The sequence below is a fragment of the Meiothermus sp. QL-1 genome (genome assembly GCF_003351145.1).
GTDB lineage: Bacteria > Deinococcota > Deinococci > Deinococcales > Thermaceae > Meiothermus.
Map to the genome: position 1 here is coordinate 1 of NZ_QQSV01000008.1, position 19,906 is coordinate 19,906.

Genomic DNA, 19,906 nt, shown 5'->3' on the forward strand with positions numbered 1-19,906 from the left:
CCCGCTCCCGCACCGCCAAGGGGGTGCTGGACGCGGGCTGGGGGCAGTTTCTTGCAATCCTCGCCTACAAAGCGGCAGAGGCTGGTAGGCGGGTAGTCAAGGTAGACCCAAAATACACCAGCCAGGATTGTCCGGTGTGCGGCTACAGAGAAAAACGCCCTCTCTGGGTGCGGGAGTACACCTGTCCCCAGTGCGGCGCCCACCAGCACCGGGATGTGGCTGCTGCCATCAACATCCTGGCCAGGTCGGGGCGTGCACCCGACCGCAGATGGGCTCGGACGGAGCCTGCGGGGATGGATACGGCAAGGGCCGTCCCGTGAGAACCGCGAAGCCCCGTTCTTCAGAACGGGGAGTCGTCACGTTTTTTGTCATCGCAAGGCTCGTTGCCCTCCTCCTGGGGAAAAGCTATAATCCAGGACAGCCTACAGCGAACTGCCGGGTTTGCCCTCAAGACCAGGCGGCTTGCGCAGCCTCTGTTAGGCTTGGCCCATATCCGCAAAGCTGGGAGGAGAGGATGCGCAGACTAGGGCACCTGGCCACCTTGGCATTGCTTGCTGCATGTAACGGGGGCGAGACGGGAGGCTCAATCTCGGGCCTGCTGGTTCTCCCCGGCGCGGCCCCAACCCCAAGCAGCCTAACCACACTCAACTCCGCTCAATCGGCGGGAGGGCCTCCGGAGGCGGTGCCCGGGGAGGTCATCGTCACTCTAGAGGAGGGCGTAAGCCTGCAGAGCGTTACGGCCCTGCGGGCTGCCGGGGTTGAGTTCCGCTTCGTTCGCCGGATAGCCGGCACCCGCATGGCCCTCTACCGGGCTGAGGGCCTCGACCAAAACCAGACCCTGGCCGCCGCCCAGCAGCTCAACCGGCAGGCCATGGTCGCCGAGGCCTTCCCCAACTGGATTCTCCGGGCCCAAAAAACCCCCAACGACCCCCTCTACCCCCTTCAGTGGCACTACCCGCTGATGAACCTGCCCGCAGCCTGGGACATCACCGACGGCTCGAGCCCCCCGGTCAACGTGGCGGTGGTGGATACTGGCATCATCGCCCACCCCGACTTTCAGGGGCGGCTTCTGCCGGGCTACGACTTCATCAGCAACCCCGCCGAGGCAGGGGATGGCGACGGCCGTGACAACGACCCCACCGACGAAGGGGGCGACTCGGGCTACCACGGGGCCCATGTGGCCGGCACCATCGGCGCTGCTACCAACAACGGCAGCGGGGTGGCCGGGGTGAGCTGGGGGGCCCGAATCGTTCCCGTGCGGGTGCTGGGGGTCACGGGTGGGGGCAGCTTTGCCGATATCCTCGAGGGTATCTACTGGGCGGTGGGGGGCACCGACCTGCCTCCAGGGGTGCCCCCGAACCCCAACCCGGCCCGGGTGGTCAACCTCAGCCTGGGTGGAGAGGCCGCCTGCCCCAACGAGGTTGGCCGGTATTTCCAGGATCTGGCCAACTTGGGCTTCATCCTGGTGGTGGCCGCGGGCAACGAGAACAAGAACGCGGCCAACTTCGTCCCGGCCAGCTGCCCCGGGGTGCTCACGGTTGGTGCGGTGGGGCCCCAGGGGCGGCGGGCCCCCTATTCTAACTACGGCACCCGCATCGACGTGATGGCCCCCGGCGGCGATACCAGCCAGAGCTTCACCGTGGGGGGCCAGACCTTCCCTGCTGGGGTGCTGAGCCCGGTGCTCGACGAGCGGGGCAACCCCTTCTACGCCTTCTACAACGGCACCTCGATGGCCGCCCCGCACGTGGCGGGCCTGGTAGCGCTCATGCTGGCCAGGGAGCCTGGCCTTGACTTCCAAACCATCCGCGACCGACTGCGAAACACTTCTCGCCCGCTCAGCGCCAGCGACTGCAACCGCCCAAGCGGGGACGAGTGCGGTGCTGGGCTGGTGGATGCCGCCCGGGCCCTGGGCGGCAGCGGAGGCGGGACGCCCAGCCCACCCCAGACCCGCTCCCTCACCACCTATGTGGTCGGCTTCTACTGCACCAACCAACAGGACTGCTTCCCCTACGACGAAAGGCGCAGCAGGCTCGAGGTCATCCAGACCTCCGCCAGCCGGATCCCCTTTACCCTAGCCAGCCTGGCCGCGGGGCCTTACCTGGTGGCCGCCTGGCAGGACACGAACGGCAACCAGGAGGTGGACAATGGAGAGCCCTTTGGCTTCACTGCGGACGCCAGCGGCAGGCCCAGGATCATCCCCCTGCGTGCCGGGGAAGCCCTAGCCGGCCTGGTCATCCGCATGCGGCCGGCGGAGGCGGCCCGCCTGGATCAGGCTAGGCCGGGAATCCCGGTGCAGCCTTTGGAGAAGCTGGTGCGGGATAGATTCTAGCCACCCACGGGGGTGCCCCCTTTGAAATTTGGGCACCCCCCTGCTAAGCTGTTAAAAACTAACGAGCGTTAGTTTGTCTCAGCAGGAGGCCACATGCCCGGCAGATACGGCGTACCCAGCGACCCCGATTACGAGGAACGGCTGGCCGAGTTCGAGGCCCGCATCCAGCGCGGCGAGAAGATTGAACCCGGCGACTGGATGCCCGAGGAGTACCGCCGCCAGCTCATCCGCATGATCTCCCAGCACGCCCACTCCGAGGTGGTGGGGATGCTCCCCGAAGGAGCCTGGATTACCCGCGCGCCCAGCCTGAAGCGCAAGATGATCCTCATCGCCAAGGTGCAGGACGAGGCCGGCCACGGCCAGTACCTCTACCACGCCGCCGAGACCCTGGGTATAAGCCGCGAGGCCATGCTGGAGGCCCTGCTCTCGGGGCGGGCCAAGTACTCCTCCATCTTCAACTACCCCACCCTGACCTGGGCCGATGTGGGCGTGATCGGTTGGCTGGTGGATGGGGCCGCCATCAAGAACCAGACCATGCTGGCGGCCTGCTCGTATGGCCCCTACAGCCGGGCCATGGTGCGCATCTGCGCCGAGGAAACCTTCCACCACAAGCAGGGCAAGGAGATGGTGCTCCTCTATGCCAAGGGCAGCCCCAAGCAGCGTCAGATGGTGCAGGACGCCATCAACCGCTGGTGGTGGCCTGCCCTGATGATGATGGGCCCCCACGACAAGGACAGCCCCAACACCGAGATTCTGGTGCGCTGGGGCATCAAGACCAAGACCAACGACCAGGTGCGCCAGGAGTTCATCAACGAGCATGCCCCGGAGATCCTGGACGCCGGACTCAGCATCCCCGACCCCCAGCTACGCTACGACGAGCGCACCGGCAACTGGCTTCACGGGCCCATCAACTGGGATGAGTTCTGGCAGGTGGTGGGGGGCAGCGGCCCCATGAACAAGGAGCGGCTGGAGGCCCGCCGCAAAGCCCACGCCGAGGGGGCCTGGGTGCGCGAGGCCCTGGCGGCCTACGCTGCCAGGCAGCTGAGAGCAACGGTGGCAGTATGAGCATGGACACCCAGTGGCCACGTTGGGAGGTCTTCAAGCAGGACACCCCCCAGAAGCCCCACCAGGCGGTGGGCTCGGTGCACGCGGCCGACCCCCTTCACGCCCTCCTCACGGCCCGCAACGTCTTCGTCCGCCGCCCCCAGGCGGTGAGCCTGTGGGTGGTGCGGGCCGAGGAGGTGTACGCCTGGACCAAGGAGGAGATTGCCGAGGGCCTGCCCCAGGCCCGGCTCGAGGGGAGCGCGGAGGTGTACCTGGTCTTTCGCAAGAGCAGCCACAAGCGCAGCATGACCTTCGTGGACTTCGTGGGGGAGGTGAGGGCCACTTCCCCCGAGGCCGCTTTGCAGCAGGCCCTCGAGCGCTTCACCGACGCCGAGGGCCTGGCCTGGTGGGTGGTGCCGGCCAGCCGGGTCTACAAAAGCGACGAGAGTCCCGAGACCCTGGAGAGCTGGTTTGCACCGGCCCAGGACAAGACCTACAAGCAGCAGCAGCACTACGCCACCGTGGGCAGCCACGTGAGCCAGCACAAGCGGAGGGTGAGGCATGGAAGCCCAGATGAAGAACGCGCTCATCGCTAAGCTCACCGCCCTGGCCGACGACGAACTCATCCTCGCCCACCGCAACAGCGAGTGGATAGGCCACGGGCCCATCCTGGAAGAGGACATCGCCCTGGCCAACATAGCCCAGGACGAGCTGGGGCACGCCCAGATCTGGTACGGCCTGCGCCAAGCCCTCGACGGAAGCGACCCCGACCGGCTGGTCTTTTTCCGCGACGCCTACGCCTACCGCAACTGCGCCCTGGTGGAGCTGCCCAAGGGCGACTGGGCCTTCACCATGCTCCGGCAGTACCTCTTCGACCTCTACGAGCTGCTCTGGCTCGAGGCCGCCCAGAAAAGCCGCTACACCCCCCTATCCGAGGCAGCGAGCAAGGTTCTCCGCGAGGAGCGCTTCCACCTGCAGCACACCAGGGCCTGGGTGGAGCGGTTGGGCCTGGGCACCGAAGAGTCCAACCAGCGCCTGCAAAGGGCCCTCGACTTCCAGTGGGGCTACGCCCAGCAGCTCTTCGTACCCCTCCCCGGCGAGGAGGTGCTGGTGGCCGAGGGCGTTGTGCCGGACCTCTTGCCCATCAAGGAGCGGTGGCTCGAGCAGGCCACCCGCCACCTGAGAAGCTCCGGCCTCGAGCTGCCCAAGCCCGGCTACCAGCCCAGCTCGCGCGAGCAGCACACCGAGCACCTGTGGAGCCTTCTGGCCGAGATGCAGTCCACCGCCCGCTGGGACCCCGAGGCCCAGGCCTGGTGAGTATGTGCCCACCGGTTAGCGCTGAACAACTCTGGGAAGCCCTGGCCCGGATTCCCGACCCCGAGATTCCGGTGGTGAACGTGGTGGAGATGGGCATTGTGCGGAAGGTGGAGGTGGAGGGCCCAAGAGCCACCATCACCATGACCCCCACCTTCTCGGGCTGCCCGGCCCTGCACCTGATCCGGCAGCAACTGGAAGAGGCTGCCCGCTCGCTGGGCTTCGGCGAGGTCGAGGTGAGAACCACCCTCTCACCCCCCTGGAGCACCGACTGGATTGCCCCCGAGGCCAAAGAACGCCTGCGCCGCTACGGCATCGCCCCCCCCGGGCCCGCGAAGGCCCTGGGGCTCGAGCCGCCCCCCACCCCCTGCCCGCGCTGCGGCTCGCTCAACACCACCCTCACCAGCCCCTTTGGTCCTACCCTCTGCAAGGCCATCTACGTCTGCAACACCTGCAAGGAACCCTTTGAGGCCTTCAAACCCGTCTAGCCACGTTCAAACATCACGGGCTACGGATGGGCCTCCCCCTATAATGAGAGCGCCTCAGATAAGGGGGTGATCCACTGTGAAGCGCAAAATACTTTGGGCCACATTGGCAGGGGTGGTTCTAGCTGGCTGCGGGCTCATTAGCAGCCCGCCCATCGAGAACCCCTTCGGGCTGGCGGGACAGCAGAGCCAGATTTCCCTCGGCCCAAGCAGCCAGGCCACGGGCACGCTTACCCTGAGCGCCACCTTCAACGACCAGCAGCTCAACCTGCCCACCACGCCCACCGGCTTCAACTACAACCTGGCCATCTCCAGCGTCTCCTTCACCGGCTGCCCCTCCACCCTGCCCGCAAGCGTCAGCGTCAGCATGAGCGTGACCGCCACGGTCTCGGACAACCCCGCCTCTGGACCGCGCTCGGCCACCGCCAGCGCCAGCAACGTGCAGTTCACCCTGACCCAGTCGGGCAGCAGCTACACGGTGGGCAGCATCACCGGCGGCACCCTCAGCTTCTCCAACCTGAACACCCTGCTCAGCATCCTGCAAACCGGCGGCCAGAACACGCTGAGCCTCAGCGGCACCGTGAACACCCAAAGCAACCCCGACCTGGCCGGCTGCACCATGACCATCACCTGGGGCGGGGGGCAGGGCATCCTCAGGTTCTAGGTCACCGCTGGGGCAGCTCGAAGTAGCGCCTGAGCACCTCGCGCACCTCAGGAGGCAGGGGCTCGGACTCTAGGTAGCGTTCCACCTGGCGCTGCACGTTCTCCGGGGGGCGGCCGGCCTGCCAGGGGCTGGGCAGGGGCATGGGCCGCCCCTCGGAGCTCTCGCCCCGGCGCAGGGGGGCGGTGCTAGTAGGGGTAGGGAGCCCCTCCCGCGCCGTCTGTTCCTGGTAACCCCCTTCCCCGCCCGGGCCCTGCCCCGGGGTTGGGCTTGGGCTGGGCCGGGTCCCACCGGTCCCCGGCTCTGGGCTCGGCGAGCCAGAGGGGGGGGTCCGATTCGCCCCGGGTTGAGGGGAGGGCTGGCCATTCGGCGCCAGGGCCGGCGGGCTCGTCTGCCCCTCCCCGGGCGAAGACAAGGGTTGGCCCCCGCTAGCTTCGGGGTCGGTGGTAGGGGCCCGGCCCGCCCCAGGCGGGGCGGAGGGGGGCTGCTCGCCCGGCGCTGAGGACGGCGGGCCCGCCTGCCCCTCCCCAGGCGAAGACGGGGATTGGCCCCCACCGGCCCCGGGCTCCGAGCCGGAGGGGGTCGACCCGGAGGGGGCGGACTGAGCGGGTTCAGAGGAAGGCTCGGCCGGGAAGGTCTGCTCGGGCGTGCCGGGCTGAGGAGCGTCCTCCAGGGAGGGTCCCTGCTCGACCTCGGAGGGGGCAGCCGGTTGGCTGGGGGTGGGAGGGGCTTGCCCGGGGGGCTGGCGCTCCGTGGGCGGGGGCTGGGAGCGGTCTGGAGACAGGGTCTCTGGCGGCCCCGTGACAGAAGAAGGTGTACCGGCCTCGGCCTGCGCCCGCCCCGGCGCTGGGGGCCAGGCCAGCGGGGGCAACACCCAGGCCACCCCCACCAGCAGCAGGTAGAGCAGGGCCATCCCCCAGGGAAAAGCTGGCAGGCGGGCTTCGCGCAGGCTGGCCTCGGCCTCGGCCTCCAACTGCGCCCGCCAGGGGTGGCGGGGGGGGGCCTCGAGGGCGCTGCGGTAGGCCAGGCCAAAGCGGCGGTCCAGCTCGGCCAGGGCCCGGGCCTCCTCGAGGCGGCTGGGGTAAAGCAGGCCCAGAGCCGAGAGGAGCCCCCAGGCCGGGTGCAGCCAGAGCACCAGAGGCAGCAGGAGCACAAAAAGCCCCAGGGCCAGCCCCAGGCGCACCCACCAGGCCCTTCGCGCAGCCCAGGCGCGATGCATGGCCTCAGCCTAGGCCAACCGGCACCCCGAGGGTAGGACCCAGCCCACCATGGCTAAATCCTGTTGCCCTTCTCGTCGTAGCGGTAGAAGCCCCGCCCGCTCTTGCGCCCCAGCAGCCCGGCCTCCACCATCCTGCGCAGCAGGGGTGAGGGGCGGTACTTGTCGCCCAAGCCCCGGTGCAATACCTCCATGATGGAAAGACAGGTGTCAAGGCCGATGAGATCGGCCAGAGCCAGGGGGCCCATGGGGTGGTTCATCCCTAGCTTCATCACCTGGTCGATGGCCTCCGGGGTGGCTACCCCCTCCATCACGCACTGGATGGCCTCGTTGATCATGGGCAGCAGGACCCGGTTGGAAACGAAGCCGGGGTAGTCGTTGACCTCCACCGGGGTCTTGCCCATCCGGCGGGCCACCCGCAGCACGGTCTGGGCGGTCTCGTCGTCGGTCAGGTGGCCCCGGATTACCTCCACCAGCTCCATCAGGGGCACCGGGTTCATGAAGTGCATCCCGATGAAGCGCTCGGGGCGCCGGGTGCCGGCGGCCAGGCGGGTGATGGGGATGGAGGAGGTGTTGGAGGCCAGAATGGCCCCGGGCTTGACCAGCCCATCGAGCTCGCGGAATAGCTCGAGCTTGGCGGGCTCGTGCTCCACGATGGCCTCCACCACCAGATCGCAATCCCCTAGGTCGGAAAGGTGCAGGGTGGTGCTGATACGGGCCAGGGCGGCGTCATGAGTTTCCTGGTCGAGCCGGCCCTTTTCCAGAAGCTTGCCCATGGAACGCCGGATGCTCGTCAGGGCTCGCTCGAGGTAGCCCTCCTCCAGGTCGCGCAACACCACCTCGTAGCCGGCCTGGGCCGCCACCTGGGCGATTCCTGAGCCCATCTGGCCGGCCCCCACCACGCCAATTTTTCGAACCTCCATGGCCGTATCCTAACGGGTTCGGGTAACCTTGGCCAAATACCGGGGCCGGTCGGGGTCCAGGCCGCGGGCCAGGGCCAGCCCGGCTGCGAAGGGGTAGAAGGCCTGAACGATGAGAAGCGGGTCCAGCGCGGGGTGAAGCCGCTGGGGCAGGGGCAAAGGGGTGTGGGCCAGCCCCAGCGCTTCGGGCTCGCTCGAGGCCACCAGCAGGTGCCCGCCCTTACCCCGCAAGGCCTCCAGCAGCGCCAGCATCCCCGGGAGCGGCCGGTCCTTAGGCGCCAGCACCAGCAGGGGAAACCCCGGCTCTACCAGGGCCACCGGGCCGTGCAGGAGCTCGGCCCCCGATAAAGCCTCCGCGTGGAAGAGGCAGGTCTCCTTGAGCTTGAGGGCCAGCTCCTGGGCCACCGCATAGGCGTAGCCCCGGCCCACCACCAGGCCGTTCTCGGCCTCCAGCAGGGGCTCGAGGCCGGCCTGCCAGTCGGCGGCCAGCGCCCGCTCCAGCGCCTCGGGCAGCCGGGCCAAGGCTTCCTTCAGGGCCTGGTCCTCGGCCCAGAAGGCCACGAGCTGGGCCAGGGTAGCCAGGGCCGAGAGGTAGCTCTTGGTGGCCGCCACCGCCTCCTCGGCGCCGGCCCAAAGAGGCAGGACCACCTCCGCCGCTTTGGCCAAAGGGGAGTCTTCCCGGTTCACCAAAGCCAGCGTCAGGGCCCCGTCGCGCCGGGCCTGGCGGGTAACCTCCAGGAGGTCGGGGCTCTCCCCCGACTGAGAAACGGCGACGAGCAAAGCCCGCAACACCGCGAGGGACTGGTGGTAAAGGGTGTAGACCGAGGGCGGCACCGAGGCACAGGCCCGGCCCAGCCGGGTCTCGACCAGGTATTTGCCGTACAAAGCCGCGTGGTCAGAGCTGCCCCGGGCTACGGTGAGGACAAAGGGCGGGGGATGACGGCGCAGAAAGGCGGCCAGGTGCTCCACCTCGCTCTGGTTCTCCCGCAAGGCCCGCTCCACCACCGCCGGGGCCTCCTGGGCTTCCCTAAGCATCTTCGTCTCGCTGGCCTTCATCGCGCCTAGATTTTCGCATCCCCCCCACCCCAGCGCCAGCCCGCCCCCCCAAAATTCCAGCCGGGTCGCTCAGCCCTCCCTGGCCAAGCGCAACGGGAAGGACACCCCATCCAGATAGGGCCCGGCGAGCCTGGGACGGCCCCATTCGAGCCGCACCCCGGGCAGGCTGGGGGCAAAGAAGCGCTGCCAAAGGTCCTGGGCCAAAGGCTCGAGCCGCTGGTCTATGAGCCGCTCGGCCGCCAGGACAAAACCGTCCGAACCCGGCTCCAAGACCCTGAGGTCGAGCGCCACCTGGGGGTGCACCTGGGCGGCATAAAGCCAGTCCTCCACCAGGCGGAGGAAGTTGAATTCGGCCAGCGGCACCGGATCATCGCCGAAGAGGGCACAGACCCCTGCGGCCAGGGCCACCCCCAGGCTACAGTCGGCGCTTCCCCAGGCCGCGTAGCCCGCCAGGACCGAGGGGTTGAGGGCCGAGAGCATGAGCTCCACCCAGGGCTTTTCGGCCTGGCCCAGATAGGCCACATCGGCCACCGCCACCATTCGCCCCGCAGCCTGGTCCACCACCAGCCGGTCCGCCAGCTCGGGCAGGTAGCGCTCTGGGGTATCCACCCCTTCGGGGTCGGGCTGCCGCATCCCCTGGCGCAGCCCGGGGGCATTCACCGCCAGCACCAGATCGGCCTCCTCCACCCCCTGGACCCGCACGCAGCCCGCCGCCCGCAAAAGCGGGGGCAGAAGCGCCCCCAGGGAGCGGTCCAGCTCGAGCAGCCTGGCCTCCTCGGCCTTTGGAAACGCGAAGCGCAGGAACACCCGGGTCCTGCGCCCGGCGTGGTTCACCAAAGCCCGGGCCAGCAGGAGCAAAGGGGCCACCCGGGCACCGGGGAACACATCGGCCTCACCCCAAAGCCCCAGCTCGCCCAGGCGGGCTGAGAGGCGGCGGGCCTCGCGGGCCGGCAGGCCGAAGGGGGTGGGCTGCTCCAGGGCAAAGGCCAGGTACTCCAAAACCCCTTGGTGGAGCAGCTCTAGGGCAGCCAGGTGCAGCCGGTGGTTCCGCTCGCGCTCCTCCTGCCAGCGCTGCACCACCTCTTTAGGCAGGTGAAGCCGCACCCGGTCGAGCTCGATCTGGGCTGGGCGGGTGTCCTGGCCCAGCGCCTCTGCACAGGCCAGGCGGTCGCTCCACTCGGAAAAGCGGCGCCACTCGCGGTAGTAGGGCTCCGAGGGCCCTACGCTCGGTCCAATCCGGCCGTAGGCCAGAATGCGCAGGTGGGGATGGGCGCGCTTCAGGTCGCGCAGAAGCTCGAGCCGAACCCCAGTACCCGAGCCAAGGGCCTCTATGGAGGCCAAAAGCACATCTGCCGCCGGTGCCTCCCGCCAAAGCCACTCGGACCGGGCCGTGGGTGGGGGCAGCCGCAGGACCAGCCCGGCCACCCGGGCCAGCCGCTGGGGCAGCTCGAGCAGCGCCGGCTGGGCCTCCTCGGGCAGGAGCAGCACGCGCCTCATCGCTCCACTCTACTACGCAGCCCCCCGGCCGACGCTATAAACTGCAAAGCATGAGGACCATCCGCGTTCACCAACCCGGCGGCCCCGAAGCCCTGGTGCTCGAAGACCTGCCCGTGCCCACCCCGGGCGAGGGCCAGGTGCTGGTGCGGCTCCAAGCGATTGGGGTCAACTACATCGACACCTACAAGCGCGCGGGTCTCTACAAGGTCCCCACCCCCTTCACACTAGGCGAGGAGGGGGCCGGGGTGGTGGAGGCTGTAGGTGCTGGGGTCACCAGCGTGGCCCCGGGCGACCTGGTGGTCTACTGCAACGTGCAGGGCAGCTACGCCGAGTACGCCCTCGTGCCGGCTGAAAAAGTGGTGAAGGTACCCCCGGGCCTTTCGGTCAAGACCGCCGTCGCCGGCATGCTCCAGGGCCTCACCGCCCACTACCTGGTCAAAAGCACCTACCCCCTCAAGGCAGGCGAGACCTGTCTGGTGCACGCGGGGGCTGGTGGGGTGGGGCTGCTCCTCATCCAGATGGCCAAGATGCTGGGGGCCCGGGTGATTGCTACGGCCTCGAGCGAGGAGAAAAGACGCCTGGCCCGGGAGGCCGGGGGCGATTTCGCCCTGCCCTACGAGAGCTTCGACCAGAAGGTGCGCGAGCTCACGGAGGGCCGGGGGGTGGACGTGGTCTACGACGGGGTGGGGCAGGCCACCTTCGAGGGCAGCCTGAACAGCCTAAGGGTGCGGGGCATGCTGGTGCTCTACGGCCAGAGCAGCGGCCCGGTACCCCCCTTCGACCCCCAGGTGCTCAACCAGAAGGGCGGGTTGTACCTCACCCGCCCCTCCCTCTGGCACTACACCCAGACCCGCGAGGAGCTCCTTTGGCGGGCCTCCGAGGTGATGGGCTGGGCCCTGGAGGGCCGGCTCAAGATCCGCATAGGGGCCGAGTTCCCCCTGGACCAGGCCGCCGAGGCCCACCGCGCCCTGCAGGGCCGGGCCACCACCGGCAAGGTGCTGCTCATCCCCTAACCGCCCGGCACCCCCCTGAGCGAGGGCAGCCAGCTGCTCAGACCGGGGAAGGCAACGGTGATGACCAAAACGATGAGCTGGACGAGGATGAAGGGGATAACCCCTTTGTAGATGTCGCTGGTCTTGACCTCTGGGGGTGCTACCCCGCGCAGGTAGAAGAGGGCAAAGCCGAAGGGCGGGGTGAGGAAGCTGGTCTGCAGGTTCATGGCCAGCACGATGCCGAACCAAAGTAGCTTCTGCTGCACGAAGCCCTCCACCGAGAGGTCGTACTGGCCGGCCATCTGCAAGGCCTCGGCCTGAGCAGTCCAGATCGCCGTGGCCGCCGGCAGAATGAGCGGAACCACGATGAAGCAAATCTCGAAGAAGTCGATAAAAAAGCCCAGGATAAAGACCAGCACCATCACAAAGATGAGGAAGCCCAGCTCCCCTCCAGGCAGGGCCACCAGAAGATCCTTGACCAGCTTGTCCCCCTCCAGCCCCCGGAAGATCAGGCCGAAGGCGTTGGCCCCGATCAGGATGAAGATGACCATGCTGGTGAAGCGGGCTGTCTCCACCACCGCCTCGCGGAAGACCCTCCAGGTGAGCCGCCGGTAGAAGGCGGCCATAAGGAGGGCCCCTACCGAGCCCACCGCCCCGGCCTCGGTGGGGGTAGCGATGCCAAAGAAGATGCTCCCCAGCACGAAAAGAATGAGCAGCACCGGCGGCACCAGCGCCACAAAGGCCCGCCGGGCCATCTCCCAGCCCTTGTAGGGCCGGGCCTCTGGGGGCAGGGCCGGGGCCAACTGGGGCCGCACCAGCGCCACCAGCCCCACCAAAAGCATCAGCCCCCCCGAGAGGATCAGCCCCGGAATCAGCGCCCCCAAGAAGAGGTCCCCCACGCTCACCCCAAGCTGGTCACCCAGCACCACCAGCACGATGCTGGGGGGGATGATCTGGCCCAAGGTCCCCGAGGCCGCGATGACCCCGGTGGCAAGCGGCTTGCTGTAGCCGTACTTGAGCATCACCGGGAGGGAGATGAGCCCCATCGCCACCACGGTGGCCGCCACCACCCCGGTGGTGGCCGCGAGCAGGGTGCCCACCAGCACCACCGCAATGGCCACCCCTCCACGCACCGGGCCGAAGAGCTGGCCCACCGTGTCGAGGAGCTGCTCGGCCAGCTTGGACTTCTCCAAAATCAGCCCCAGGAAGATGAAGTAGGGGATGGCCAGAAGGGTGTAGTTGGACATGATGCCGAAGATGCGCTGGGGCAGGCTACCCACGAAGCGCAGGTCGAACTCCCCTATGGCGATCCCCACAACCCCAAAGATCAGGGCCACCCCCCCCAGGGCAAAGGCCACCGGGTAGCCGGTAAAAATCAGGGCCAGGGCCGCGATGAACATCGCCCCGCCCAGAAGTTCAACCCCACCCCCTGTCAGGACCATCTAGGCCACCTCCCCTTCTGGCTCGTAGGGCGGGCGGGGCAGGTATCCGCGCAGATAGGCCAGATTTTTTACAAACTCGGAGAAACCCTGCAAGGCCAGCAGAATGAAGGCCGGCAGCATGGCCAGCTTGAGGGGCCAGCGGGGCAGCCCCCCCGCATCCGGCGACATCTCCCGTATCTGCACGGAAAAGGACACGGGGGCCAGCGAAACGTAGAACAGCATCAGGGAAAATGGGACCAAAAAGAGAATCGAACCGAGCATATCGACCCAGGCCCGGCCCCGCTCCCCCAAGCGGGCGTAGACCACGTCCACCCGGATGTGGCCGTTGTGCTTGAGCACGTAGCCCACCATGAGCAAGAAGATGAGCGAGAAGAGGTACCACTGGAGCTCGAAGTAGGTGTTGGAGGCCAATCGGGTGCCCAGCGATTTGTCCAGGCTGCGGCCTATGGCGTTGTAGGCCCCCACCGCCACCATGGGCACCACCAGCCAGAGCACCACCCGGCCCACCCCCTCGTTGAGGGCGTCGATCCAGCGGGAGAGGGTCAGCAAGAACTTCACCACAGACCTCCTCGAGGTAAACCGCGCCGTCTGCGCACCATGCACTTCACCTCTCTTGGCAAACTCGAAATATCCTAACCACCTCTTCCGCCTACGTCAATCGGAAACACGGCTATGCCCAGCCTAACCAACGGGCTCCATCCCCAGCGTATAATGGCGGCGGGCCGCGGCGGCAAACGGCCTAACCCCGCAAAACCCGGCCTGGGGAGGAAGCATGAACCCTGACCGCCAAGCCCAGTTTGAGGCCGAGGCCCTGTCGCGCCGGGTGCTCGTTCACGACATCCTGCGGCGGCTGCGCGGCCAGCCCAACGACCTGCTGCCCTATAGCGTCATCGCCTCGCTCAGGCCCAGAGGCGAGTCCTACCGGGGCCTGCAGACCATCGAGGTGGACAAGATTGTGGGCAGCGTGGACCGATACGGGGATTTCGACGCCGAGTTCCTGCCCAAGGAACCCCACACCCTAGACCGCTGGGCCCAGCTTCGGCAGGCCCAGCTTCAGGGGGCTGAGTTCCCGCCCATAGACGTCTACAAGGTGGGCGAGGCCTACTTTGTCAAGGACGGCAACCACCGCACCGCCCTGGCCAAGGCCCTGGGCCAGCGCTACATAGACGCCTACGTGATCGAGCTCGAGGTACCGGTGGAGCTGGCCCCAGGCGACACGCTCAAAGATGTCATCCTGAAGGGCGAGTACGCCCGCTTCCTGGAGCAGACCCGCCTCCCCCAGCTCCGCCCCGGCCACGAACCCATTCTCTTCAGCAAACCTGGCCGATACGATGTCTTGCTGGAGCATATCCGAACCCACCAGTACTTCATGGGCCTCGACCAGAAGCGCTCGGTGAGCTGGGAGGAGGCTGTGGCCGACTGGTACGACCAGCTCTACCTCCCCACCATCCTGGAAATCCGGGAAAGCGGGGTGCTCAAGGACTTCCCCGGCCGCACCGAGGCCGATCTGTACCTCTGGATCTCCGACCACCGCTACTTTCTCTCCAAGGCCCTGGGCCACGATGTGGGCCCCGAAGAGGCCCTTCGCTCGGCTCAGCGCCAGGCCCACAACCCCCTCCGCCGGTGGCTCGAGCGGCTCTCGAGCTGGCTGCTGCCCAAGAGCCTTCAGCCGCAGTAGGGGAGGATGCCCCGCCCCGTTGTCAGCCCCCAGGTGAGCCCGTATACTCTTGCAAACTAGATAAGGGTACGCCAGCGTACCCTCTCCGTCAGGGAGGTTGTGCTTGGGGTTTTCCGAACTGCTCATCATCCTGCCGCAGACCGTGCTGGAAGGGCTGCTGCTGGGTTTCGTGTACGCCATGGTGGCCCTGGGCTACACCATGGTCTACGGGGTGCTGGGCCTCATCAACTTCGCCCACTCCGAGGTCTTCATGATCGGAGCGGTGATCGGGCTCGAGGTCTTCCGCTTCTGGGGCAACCCCCAGGCCCCGGTCATCGCCAACCCGTTTTTGCTCCTCCTGGTGGCCCTCCTCTTTGCCGCCATCGGCTCGGGCATCATGGCGGTGCTGGTGGAACGCTTCGCCTACCGACCCCTGAGGAAGCGGGGCAGCAAAAACATCCTGGTGCCCCTTATTACGGCCATCGGGGTCTCGTTCTTGCTGCAGGACCTGACCCGCATCTACGCCGCCCTCCGCCACAACGAGTTCAACATGCAGTACCGCACCTACGATGCCCTAAACACGGTAATCGAGCTGCCCCTGCAGACCACCATCCAGGTCAAGGGGCTCATCATCATCGTGGTCTCGGTGATCATGCTCCTCGCCCTCACCTACCTGGTCAACCGCACCCGGCTGGGCAAGGCCATCCGCGCAGTCTCGCAGGACATGCAGACAGCCTCCTTGATGGGCATCAACCCCGATGTCATCATCTCCCGTACCTTCCTGATCGGAGGGGCGCTGGGGGGGGTGGCGGGCGTGCTCTTCGGTCTGCTCTACACCAACGTCACCCCCTACTCGGGTGTGCTCCCCGGGCTCAAGGCCTTCACCTCGGCGGTGCTGGGCGGCATCGGCAACATTCCCGGGGCCATGGTGGGGGGGCTCATCCTGGGGCAGCTCGAGACCATCTCTGGCACCTACCTGCCCTTCCTCACCAACGGCAACTTCGGCACCGAGTACAAGGACGTCTTCGCCTTTTTGACCCTGGTTTTGCTGCTCCTCTTCAGGCCCCAGGGCATCTTCGGCCAGAATGTGAGTGAGAAGGTATGAACGGCCTAGCCCTCCCCTTCACCCTGGCCTTTACCGCCCTCTCCATCCTCGGGGCCGTCCTGGCACCGGAGAACAGCCTGGTGAACCTGGCCCTTCTGGCCTCGGTGGCCCTGGCGAGCCTGGGGAGAATCCCCACCGCCTGGCGCTCGGGCCTGCTCGCGGTGCTCACCCTAACCCTCACGCTTCTGCTGCGCCTCAACCCCAGCGACAAGCTGGCCTTCTACGGCCTGCTCGGCGTGCTTGTGGCCTGCTTTTTGCTCCCCAATCTTTCCACCCTGGTGCGGGTGGCCCTCGGCGCGGCCATCCTCTTCATCGCCGTGCCCATCGCCGGGCTCACCAACTCCTTTCTGTTCGAGCTGGGCATCCAGATCGGCATCTTCGCCGCCTTGGCCCTGGGTCTCAACGTGGTGGTGGGGCAGGCCGGGCTTCTTGACCTGGGCTTCGCCGCCTTCTTCGCCATCGGGGCCTACACCTGGGGCATCTTCGGTTCTCCCCAGGCCGCCCAGTTCATCCAGGGCTACCCCCCCGGCGGCCTACCGGGCAACTACCTCTACCTCTTCATGGCCCTGGCCATCATCACCGCGGCCATCACCGGCGTCCTGATCGGCCTGCCAGCCCTGCGGCTCAGGGGCGACTACCTGGCCATCGTCACCCTGGGGCTGGGCGAGGTGGTGCGGATTCTGGCCAACAACCTGGACAAACCCGTCAACATCACCAACGGCCCCCAGGGCATCACCCCCGTCAACCGGCCGGAGGTGGGCTTTCTGACCGAGTTCTTGCAGTGGATCGGGGCCGACAGGATCTACGGCAAGCCCATCGACAGCTACATCACCTACGCCTTTTTCTTCTACCTGCTGGTGCTGATGGTCATCGGGGTGGTGATCCTGGTCAACATCCGGCTGGCCAATTCCCGCTTTGGCCGGGCCTGGGTGGCCATCCGCGAGGACGAAATCGCCGCCAAAGCCATGGGCATTCCCCTGCTGCCCACCAAACTTCTGGCCTTTGCCACCGGTGCGGCCTTCTCCGGCATCATGGGCGCGGTCTTCGCCGCCAAGCAAACCTTCGTCAGCCCTGAGTCCTTCACCCTGCAGGCCTCCATCAACATCCTGGCCTTCGTAATCCTGGGAGGAATGGGCTCCATCAGCGGAGCGGTGGTAGGGGCGGCTGCGGTGACAGTCCTCAACATCGGCATCCTGAAGGACTTCTCTGACCTGTTGAACACCTGGCGCCAGACCGGGGTCACCATCCTGGGCTACAACATGGCCAACCTGCCGCCGCAGCTCAACCCGGCCAAGTACGAGCGGCTGGTCTACGGCCTCATCCTGATCCTGATGATGATCTTCCGGCCCGAGGGCCTCGTCCCCGAGCAGCGACACCGGGTCGAAATGCAGGAGGCCCGCCAGGAGGCCAGGGAGGGAACAAGATGAGCGAGCTGGCCCTAGAAGTGCAGGGGGCCACCAAGAAGTTCGGCGGGCTGGTGGCGGTGAACAACGTGAGCCTGGAGGTGCGCGCCCGGGAGATTTTCTCCGTGATTGGCCCCAACGGAGCAGGCAAGACCACCTTTTTCAACCTGCTCACCGGCATCTACAAACCCGACGCCGGGCGGGTCCTCTTCTTCGGGCAGGACATCACCGGCCGTTCCCCCGACTGGGTGGCCCGCAACGGCATCGGCCGCACCTTCCAGAACATCCGGCTCTTCAAGGCCATGACCGTGCTGGAAAACGTGCTGGTGGGCCACCACACCCACACCCACCAGAGCTACCTGGACGTGCTCCTCCACACCCCGCGCTTTTTCGCCTCGGAGCGGAAGGCCAAGCAGCGGGCCATGGAGCTTCTGGCCTATATGAACCTAGACAAGCGGGCCGAGGAGCTGGCCTCTTCCCTCTCCTACGGAGAGCAGCGGCGGCTGGAGATCGCCCGGGCGCTGGCCCTGGAGCCCAGGCTGCTCTTCCTGGATGAGCCCGCCGCGGGGATGAACGAGCAGGAGACCGAGGACCTGAAGATGCGGGTGCGCAGGCTGCGCGACGACCTGGGACTGACCATCGTGCTTATCGAACACGACATGGCCATGGTGATGAGCATCTCGGACCGAATCGCGGTGCTCGAGTACGGCGCCAAAATCGCCGAGGGGCTGCCGCACGAAATCCGCAGCAACCCCCGGGTCATCGAGGCCTACCTGGGCCGGGGGGCCGCCGGCCAGGCGGGAGGAACCCATGCCCCTGCTTGAGGTCAAGGAGATCCACACCTACTACGGCCATATCCACGCCCTCAAGGGCATCTCGCTCACGGTGGAGGAGGGCGAGATTGTGACCCTGATTGGGGCCAACGGGGCGGGCAAGAGCACCACCCTGCGCACCATCAGCGGGCTGAACAAACCCCGCAAGGGAGAGGTGCTTTACCAGGGCCAGCCCATCCACAAGCTTCCGGCCGACCGCATCGTGGCCATGGGCCTGGGGCACGTGCCCGAGGGGCGGCGCATCTTTCCCCGCATGAGCGTGGAGGAGAACCTGGACATGGGGGGCTTCCTGATCCGCGACCCCAAGGTCTTGCAGGCCCGCAAGGAGCAGGTCTTCGCCCTCTTCCCCCGCCTGGCCGAGCGACGCCACCAGAAGGGCGGCACCCTCTCAGGGGGCGAACAGCAGATGCTGGCGATTGGCCGCGCGCTGATGCAGGACCCCAAGCTGCTGCTGATGGACGAGCCCTCGATGGGCCTGGCCCCGGTGCTGGTGGATTTCATCTTTGAAATCATCCAGCAGCTCAACCAGCAGGGCAAGACCATTCTGCTGGTGGAGCAGAACGCCCGGCTGGCACTGCAAATTGCCCACCGGGGCTACGTGCTTCAGACCGGCACCCTCACCCTGAGCGGCCCGGCCAAAGAGCTGGCCGCCCGGCCCGAGATTCAGGAAGCCTACCTGGGTGGCCGCTAGGGCGGTAGAATCCGGGCATGAAACCCAGATTCGCCCACAGCGCTGCCCTGCCGGGCTTTGAGACCCCTGCGGCCTTTTTGCGCCCTTTTGCCGGGGAGGCGCTGATGCTGGTGCGGGCCGAGGCCAAGGCCGGGAGCGCCCTACCCGCGCATGCCCATCCCCACGAGCAGATTACCCTGGTCTTTTCAGGACGGATGCGGCTTAGGCTGGGGACGGAGTGGCTCGAGCTGGGCCCGGGGGATATCGCCTATGTGCCCCCCAACCTCGAGCACGAGGCCCTGTTCCTGGAGGACACCGTGGCCTTCGACGCCTTCCATCCCTTGCGGGAAGACTTCCTGGCAAAGCTGGCCTCCTCCTGATGCGGCTCGAGGTCACCACCTACTACCTGGAGATGACCTCCCCCATGGCCCTCCGGCCCAAGCGGGAGGCCCCGGAGGGATTTTTGCTGATGAAGGCCGAGATTCCCAGCGCGGAGTTCCAGCGCTTTCTCTACCGCAGCGTGGGGGGGCCGTGGTACTGGTACGAAAAGGCCCACTGGGGCTACGAGGAGTGGCTGGCCTACGCCCAAAATCCCCGGCTCCACACCTGGGTGGCCTACCTGAGGGGCACCCCGGCCGGGTACTTCCAGCTCGAGCTCCAGCCCGAGGCCAACGTGGAGATCGTCTACTTCGGCCTCCTGCCGCAGTTCTGCGGGATGGGCCTAGGCGGGCACCTGCTTACCCGCGCGCTGGAGGAGGCCTGGCGGCTTGGGGCCGGGCGGGTCTGGGTGCACACCTGCTCGCTCGATAGCCCGGCCGCGCTGGCCAACTACCAGGCCCGGGGCATGCGGCTTTACCACAGCGAAACCCGCCTCCTAGAACTCCCCGACGAGAAGCTGGGCCCCTGGTAGCCAGGCCAGAAATCAAACCCCGCCCGCGAGGCTTTGCGGCGTACAAATCCGTGGGAGCGTCAAAGACTCCCTAGACCTAAACCGAGTCGCCACCAGTTTCGGAGCCAGCCCTTTGGCGGCAGGTGCAGAGTGTGTTGATGACCGGACGCCCCAGGCCGGTTGCGCCGACCTCTTCCCCTACCCGGGCGACCCTGTAGGTCCACCGGCACGGTCGGGACGGTCAATGTCTGGTGTGCCGAATCTGGTAGAGATGGTGTGGCCAGCCGCACCGCTGGGGTTGAGCTTTCGTGAACCTCGTGGAACACCTCGACAAACTTCCCCGTCGTCACCCCTCCACCCCAGAATGTAATCTAGATTGCAAGAGGCGGCGAC

General features: G+C 67.1%; 21 protein-coding genes. 15 read left to right on the forward strand and 6 right to left on the reverse strand.

Annotation, left to right across the window (positions count from 1 at the left end):
* The 7 genes from DV704_RS08840 to DV704_RS08870 form a co-directional block, all read left to right on the forward strand.
* Nucleotides 1-320, forward strand: a 320-nt coding sequence (locus DV704_RS08840) for an RNA-guided endonuclease TnpB family protein (RefSeq protein ID WP_147279602.1), incomplete at its 5' end; no start/stop codon positions are given.
* 362 nt (nt 321-682) lie between these two features.
* A complete protein-coding gene (locus DV704_RS08845) occupies nt 683-2,329 on the forward strand; it encodes a S8 family serine peptidase (RefSeq protein WP_158539617.1) in 1,647 nt (548 codons plus the stop codon).
* Nucleotides 2,330-2,422: 93 nt separating this feature from the next.
* Nucleotides 2,423-3,394, forward strand: a complete 972-nt coding sequence (gene paaA / locus DV704_RS08850) for a 1,2-phenylacetyl-CoA epoxidase subunit PaaA (protein ID WP_114799220.1) — start codon at nt 2,423-2,425, stop codon at nt 3,392-3,394.
* Between the two features lie 2 nt (nt 3,395-3,396).
* Nucleotides 3,397-3,969: a phenylacetic acid degradation protein gene (locus DV704_RS08855; protein WP_114799309.1), complete on the forward strand. Its 573-nt coding sequence runs from the start codon at nt 3,397-3,399 to the stop codon at nt 3,967-3,969.
* On the forward strand, nt 3,935-4,690 hold the full coding sequence (paaC, locus tag DV704_RS08860) for a 1,2-phenylacetyl-CoA epoxidase subunit PaaC (RefSeq protein WP_114799221.1): 756 nt from the start codon (nt 3,935-3,937) through the stop codon (nt 4,688-4,690). Before DV704_RS08855 ends, paaC begins: the two co-directional genes overlap by 35 nt.
* 2 nt (nt 4,691-4,692) lie before the next feature.
* Entirely contained in the window at nt 4,693-5,175 is a 483-nt protein-coding gene (paaD, locus tag DV704_RS08865; RefSeq protein WP_114799222.1) for a 1,2-phenylacetyl-CoA epoxidase subunit PaaD, read from the forward strand.
* A gap of 76 nt (nt 5,176-5,251) precedes the next feature.
* Nucleotides 5,252-5,836 (forward strand): hypothetical protein, encoded by a 585-nt coding sequence (locus DV704_RS08870; protein WP_114799223.1) that lies wholly within the window; start codon nt 5,252-5,254, stop codon nt 5,834-5,836.
* Between the two features lies 1 nt (nt 5,837).
* Here DV704_RS08870 and DV704_RS12410 read toward each other — a convergent pair whose 3' ends face one another.
* From DV704_RS12410 to DV704_RS08890, 4 genes are all read right to left on the reverse strand, one after another.
* Nucleotides 5,838-7,052, reverse strand: a complete 1,215-nt coding sequence (locus DV704_RS12410) for a hypothetical protein (RefSeq protein WP_114799224.1) — start codon at nt 7,050-7,052, stop codon at nt 5,838-5,840.
* A gap of 53 nt (nt 7,053-7,105) precedes the next feature.
* A complete protein-coding gene (locus tag DV704_RS08880; protein ID WP_114799225.1) occupies nt 7,106-7,972 on the reverse strand; it encodes a 3-hydroxyacyl-CoA dehydrogenase family protein in 867 nt (288 codons plus the stop codon).
* A 9-nt stretch (nt 7,973-7,981) separates the two neighbouring features.
* Entirely contained in the window at nt 7,982-9,025 is a 1,044-nt protein-coding gene (locus tag DV704_RS08885; protein ID WP_114799226.1) for an SIS domain-containing protein, read from the reverse strand.
* 69 nt (nt 9,026-9,094) lie between these two features.
* Nucleotides 9,095-10,522 (reverse strand): DUF4127 family protein, encoded by a 1,428-nt coding sequence (locus DV704_RS08890; protein ID WP_114799227.1) that lies wholly within the window; start codon nt 10,520-10,522, stop codon nt 9,095-9,097.
* A gap of 50 nt (nt 10,523-10,572) precedes the next feature.
* Between DV704_RS08890 and DV704_RS08895 the strand changes: the two genes are divergently transcribed.
* Complete coding sequence (locus tag DV704_RS08895) at nt 10,573-11,535, forward strand: quinone oxidoreductase (protein ID WP_114799228.1); 963 nt, start codon at nt 10,573-10,575, stop codon at nt 11,533-11,535.
* Here the strand turns inward: DV704_RS08895 and DV704_RS08900 are convergent.
* Together DV704_RS08900 and DV704_RS08905 are read right to left on the reverse strand one after the other, a co-directional pair.
* The gene (locus DV704_RS08900; RefSeq protein WP_114799229.1) at nt 11,532-12,956 is read right to left on the reverse strand and encodes a TRAP transporter large permease subunit; all 1,425 of its coding nucleotides are present in this window, start codon (nt 12,954-12,956) and stop codon (nt 11,532-11,534) included. The genes DV704_RS08895 and DV704_RS08900 overlap by 4 nt on opposite strands.
* Nucleotides 12,957-13,514: a TRAP transporter small permease subunit gene (locus tag DV704_RS08905; protein ID WP_114799310.1), complete on the reverse strand. Its 558-nt coding sequence runs from the start codon at nt 13,512-13,514 to the stop codon at nt 12,957-12,959.
* Between the two features lie 214 nt (nt 13,515-13,728).
* Between DV704_RS08905 and DV704_RS08910 the strand changes: the two genes are divergently transcribed.
* The 7 genes from DV704_RS08910 (at nt 13,729) to DV704_RS08940 (ending at nt 19,534) form a co-directional block, all read left to right on the forward strand.
* Entirely contained in the window at nt 13,729-14,634 is a 906-nt protein-coding gene (locus tag DV704_RS08910) for a DUF4032 domain-containing protein (protein WP_114799230.1), read from the forward strand.
* Between the two features lie 103 nt (nt 14,635-14,737).
* Nucleotides 14,738-15,718, forward strand: a complete 981-nt coding sequence (locus tag DV704_RS08915) for a branched-chain amino acid ABC transporter permease (protein ID WP_114799231.1) — start codon at nt 14,738-14,740, stop codon at nt 15,716-15,718.
* Nucleotides 15,715-17,145, forward strand: coding sequence for a branched-chain amino acid ABC transporter permease (locus tag DV704_RS08920; protein WP_114799232.1), 1,431 nt, complete (start codon nt 15,715-15,717; stop codon nt 17,143-17,145). Before DV704_RS08915 ends, DV704_RS08920 begins: the two co-directional genes overlap by 4 nt.
* Nucleotides 17,142-17,945: an ABC transporter ATP-binding protein gene (locus DV704_RS08925; protein WP_114799233.1), complete on the forward strand. Its 804-nt coding sequence runs from the start codon at nt 17,142-17,144 to the stop codon at nt 17,943-17,945. The genes DV704_RS08920 and DV704_RS08925 overlap by 4 nt, the downstream gene beginning before the upstream one ends.
* Nucleotides 17,932-18,645 (forward strand): ABC transporter ATP-binding protein, encoded by a 714-nt coding sequence (locus DV704_RS08930; protein ID WP_114799234.1) that lies wholly within the window; start codon nt 17,932-17,934, stop codon nt 18,643-18,645. The genes DV704_RS08925 and DV704_RS08930 overlap by 14 nt, the downstream gene beginning before the upstream one ends.
* A gap of 17 nt (nt 18,646-18,662) precedes the next feature.
* Nucleotides 18,663-19,004 (forward strand): cupin domain-containing protein, encoded by a 342-nt coding sequence (locus tag DV704_RS08935; protein ID WP_114799235.1) that lies wholly within the window; start codon nt 18,663-18,665, stop codon nt 19,002-19,004.
* The gene (locus DV704_RS08940; RefSeq protein WP_114799236.1) at nt 19,004-19,534 is read left to right on the forward strand and encodes a GNAT family N-acetyltransferase; all 531 of its coding nucleotides are present in this window, start codon (nt 19,004-19,006) and stop codon (nt 19,532-19,534) included. Before DV704_RS08935 ends, DV704_RS08940 begins: the two co-directional genes overlap by 1 nt.
* Nucleotides 19,535-19,906: the final 372 nt, after the last annotated feature.

Coding starts and splice junctions, on each gene's coding strand:
- DV704_RS08900 (WP_114799229.1), bottom strand. CDS start 12,956: ATGGTCCTGACAGGGGGTGGGGTTGAACTTCTGGGCGGGGCGATGTTC.
- DV704_RS08925 (WP_114799233.1), top strand. CDS start 17,142: ATGAGCGAGCTGGCCCTAGAAGTGCAGGGGGCCACCAAGAAGTTCGGC.
- DV704_RS08885 (WP_114799226.1), bottom strand. CDS start 9,025: ATGAAGGCCAGCGAGACGAAGATGCTTAGGGAAGCCCAGGAGGCCCCG.
- DV704_RS12410 (WP_114799224.1), bottom strand. CDS start 7,052: ATGCATCGCGCCTGGGCTGCGCGAAGGGCCTGGTGGGTGCGCCTGGGG.
- paaA (WP_114799220.1), top strand. CDS start 2,423: ATGCCCGGCAGATACGGCGTACCCAGCGACCCCGATTACGAGGAACGG.
- DV704_RS08855 (WP_114799309.1), top strand. CDS start 3,397: ATGGACACCCAGTGGCCACGTTGGGAGGTCTTCAAGCAGGACACCCCC.
- DV704_RS08920 (WP_114799232.1), top strand. CDS start 15,715: ATGAACGGCCTAGCCCTCCCCTTCACCCTGGCCTTTACCGCCCTCTCC.
- paaC (WP_114799221.1), top strand. CDS start 3,935: ATGGAAGCCCAGATGAAGAACGCGCTCATCGCTAAGCTCACCGCCCTG.
- DV704_RS08895 (WP_114799228.1), top strand. CDS start 10,573: ATGAGGACCATCCGCGTTCACCAACCCGGCGGCCCCGAAGCCCTGGTG.
- paaD (WP_114799222.1), top strand. CDS start 4,693: ATGTGCCCACCGGTTAGCGCTGAACAACTCTGGGAAGCCCTGGCCCGG.
- DV704_RS08930 (WP_114799234.1), top strand. CDS start 17,932: ATGCCCCTGCTTGAGGTCAAGGAGATCCACACCTACTACGGCCATATC.
- DV704_RS08940 (WP_114799236.1), top strand. CDS start 19,004: ATGCGGCTCGAGGTCACCACCTACTACCTGGAGATGACCTCCCCCATG.
- DV704_RS08880 (WP_114799225.1), bottom strand. CDS start 7,972: ATGGAGGTTCGAAAAATTGGCGTGGTGGGGGCCGGCCAGATGGGCTCA.
- DV704_RS08910 (WP_114799230.1), top strand. CDS start 13,729: ATGAACCCTGACCGCCAAGCCCAGTTTGAGGCCGAGGCCCTGTCGCGC.
- DV704_RS08935 (WP_114799235.1), top strand. CDS start 18,663: ATGAAACCCAGATTCGCCCACAGCGCTGCCCTGCCGGGCTTTGAGACC.
- DV704_RS08890 (WP_114799227.1), bottom strand. CDS start 10,522: ATGAGGCGCGTGCTGCTCCTGCCCGAGGAGGCCCAGCCGGCGCTGCTC.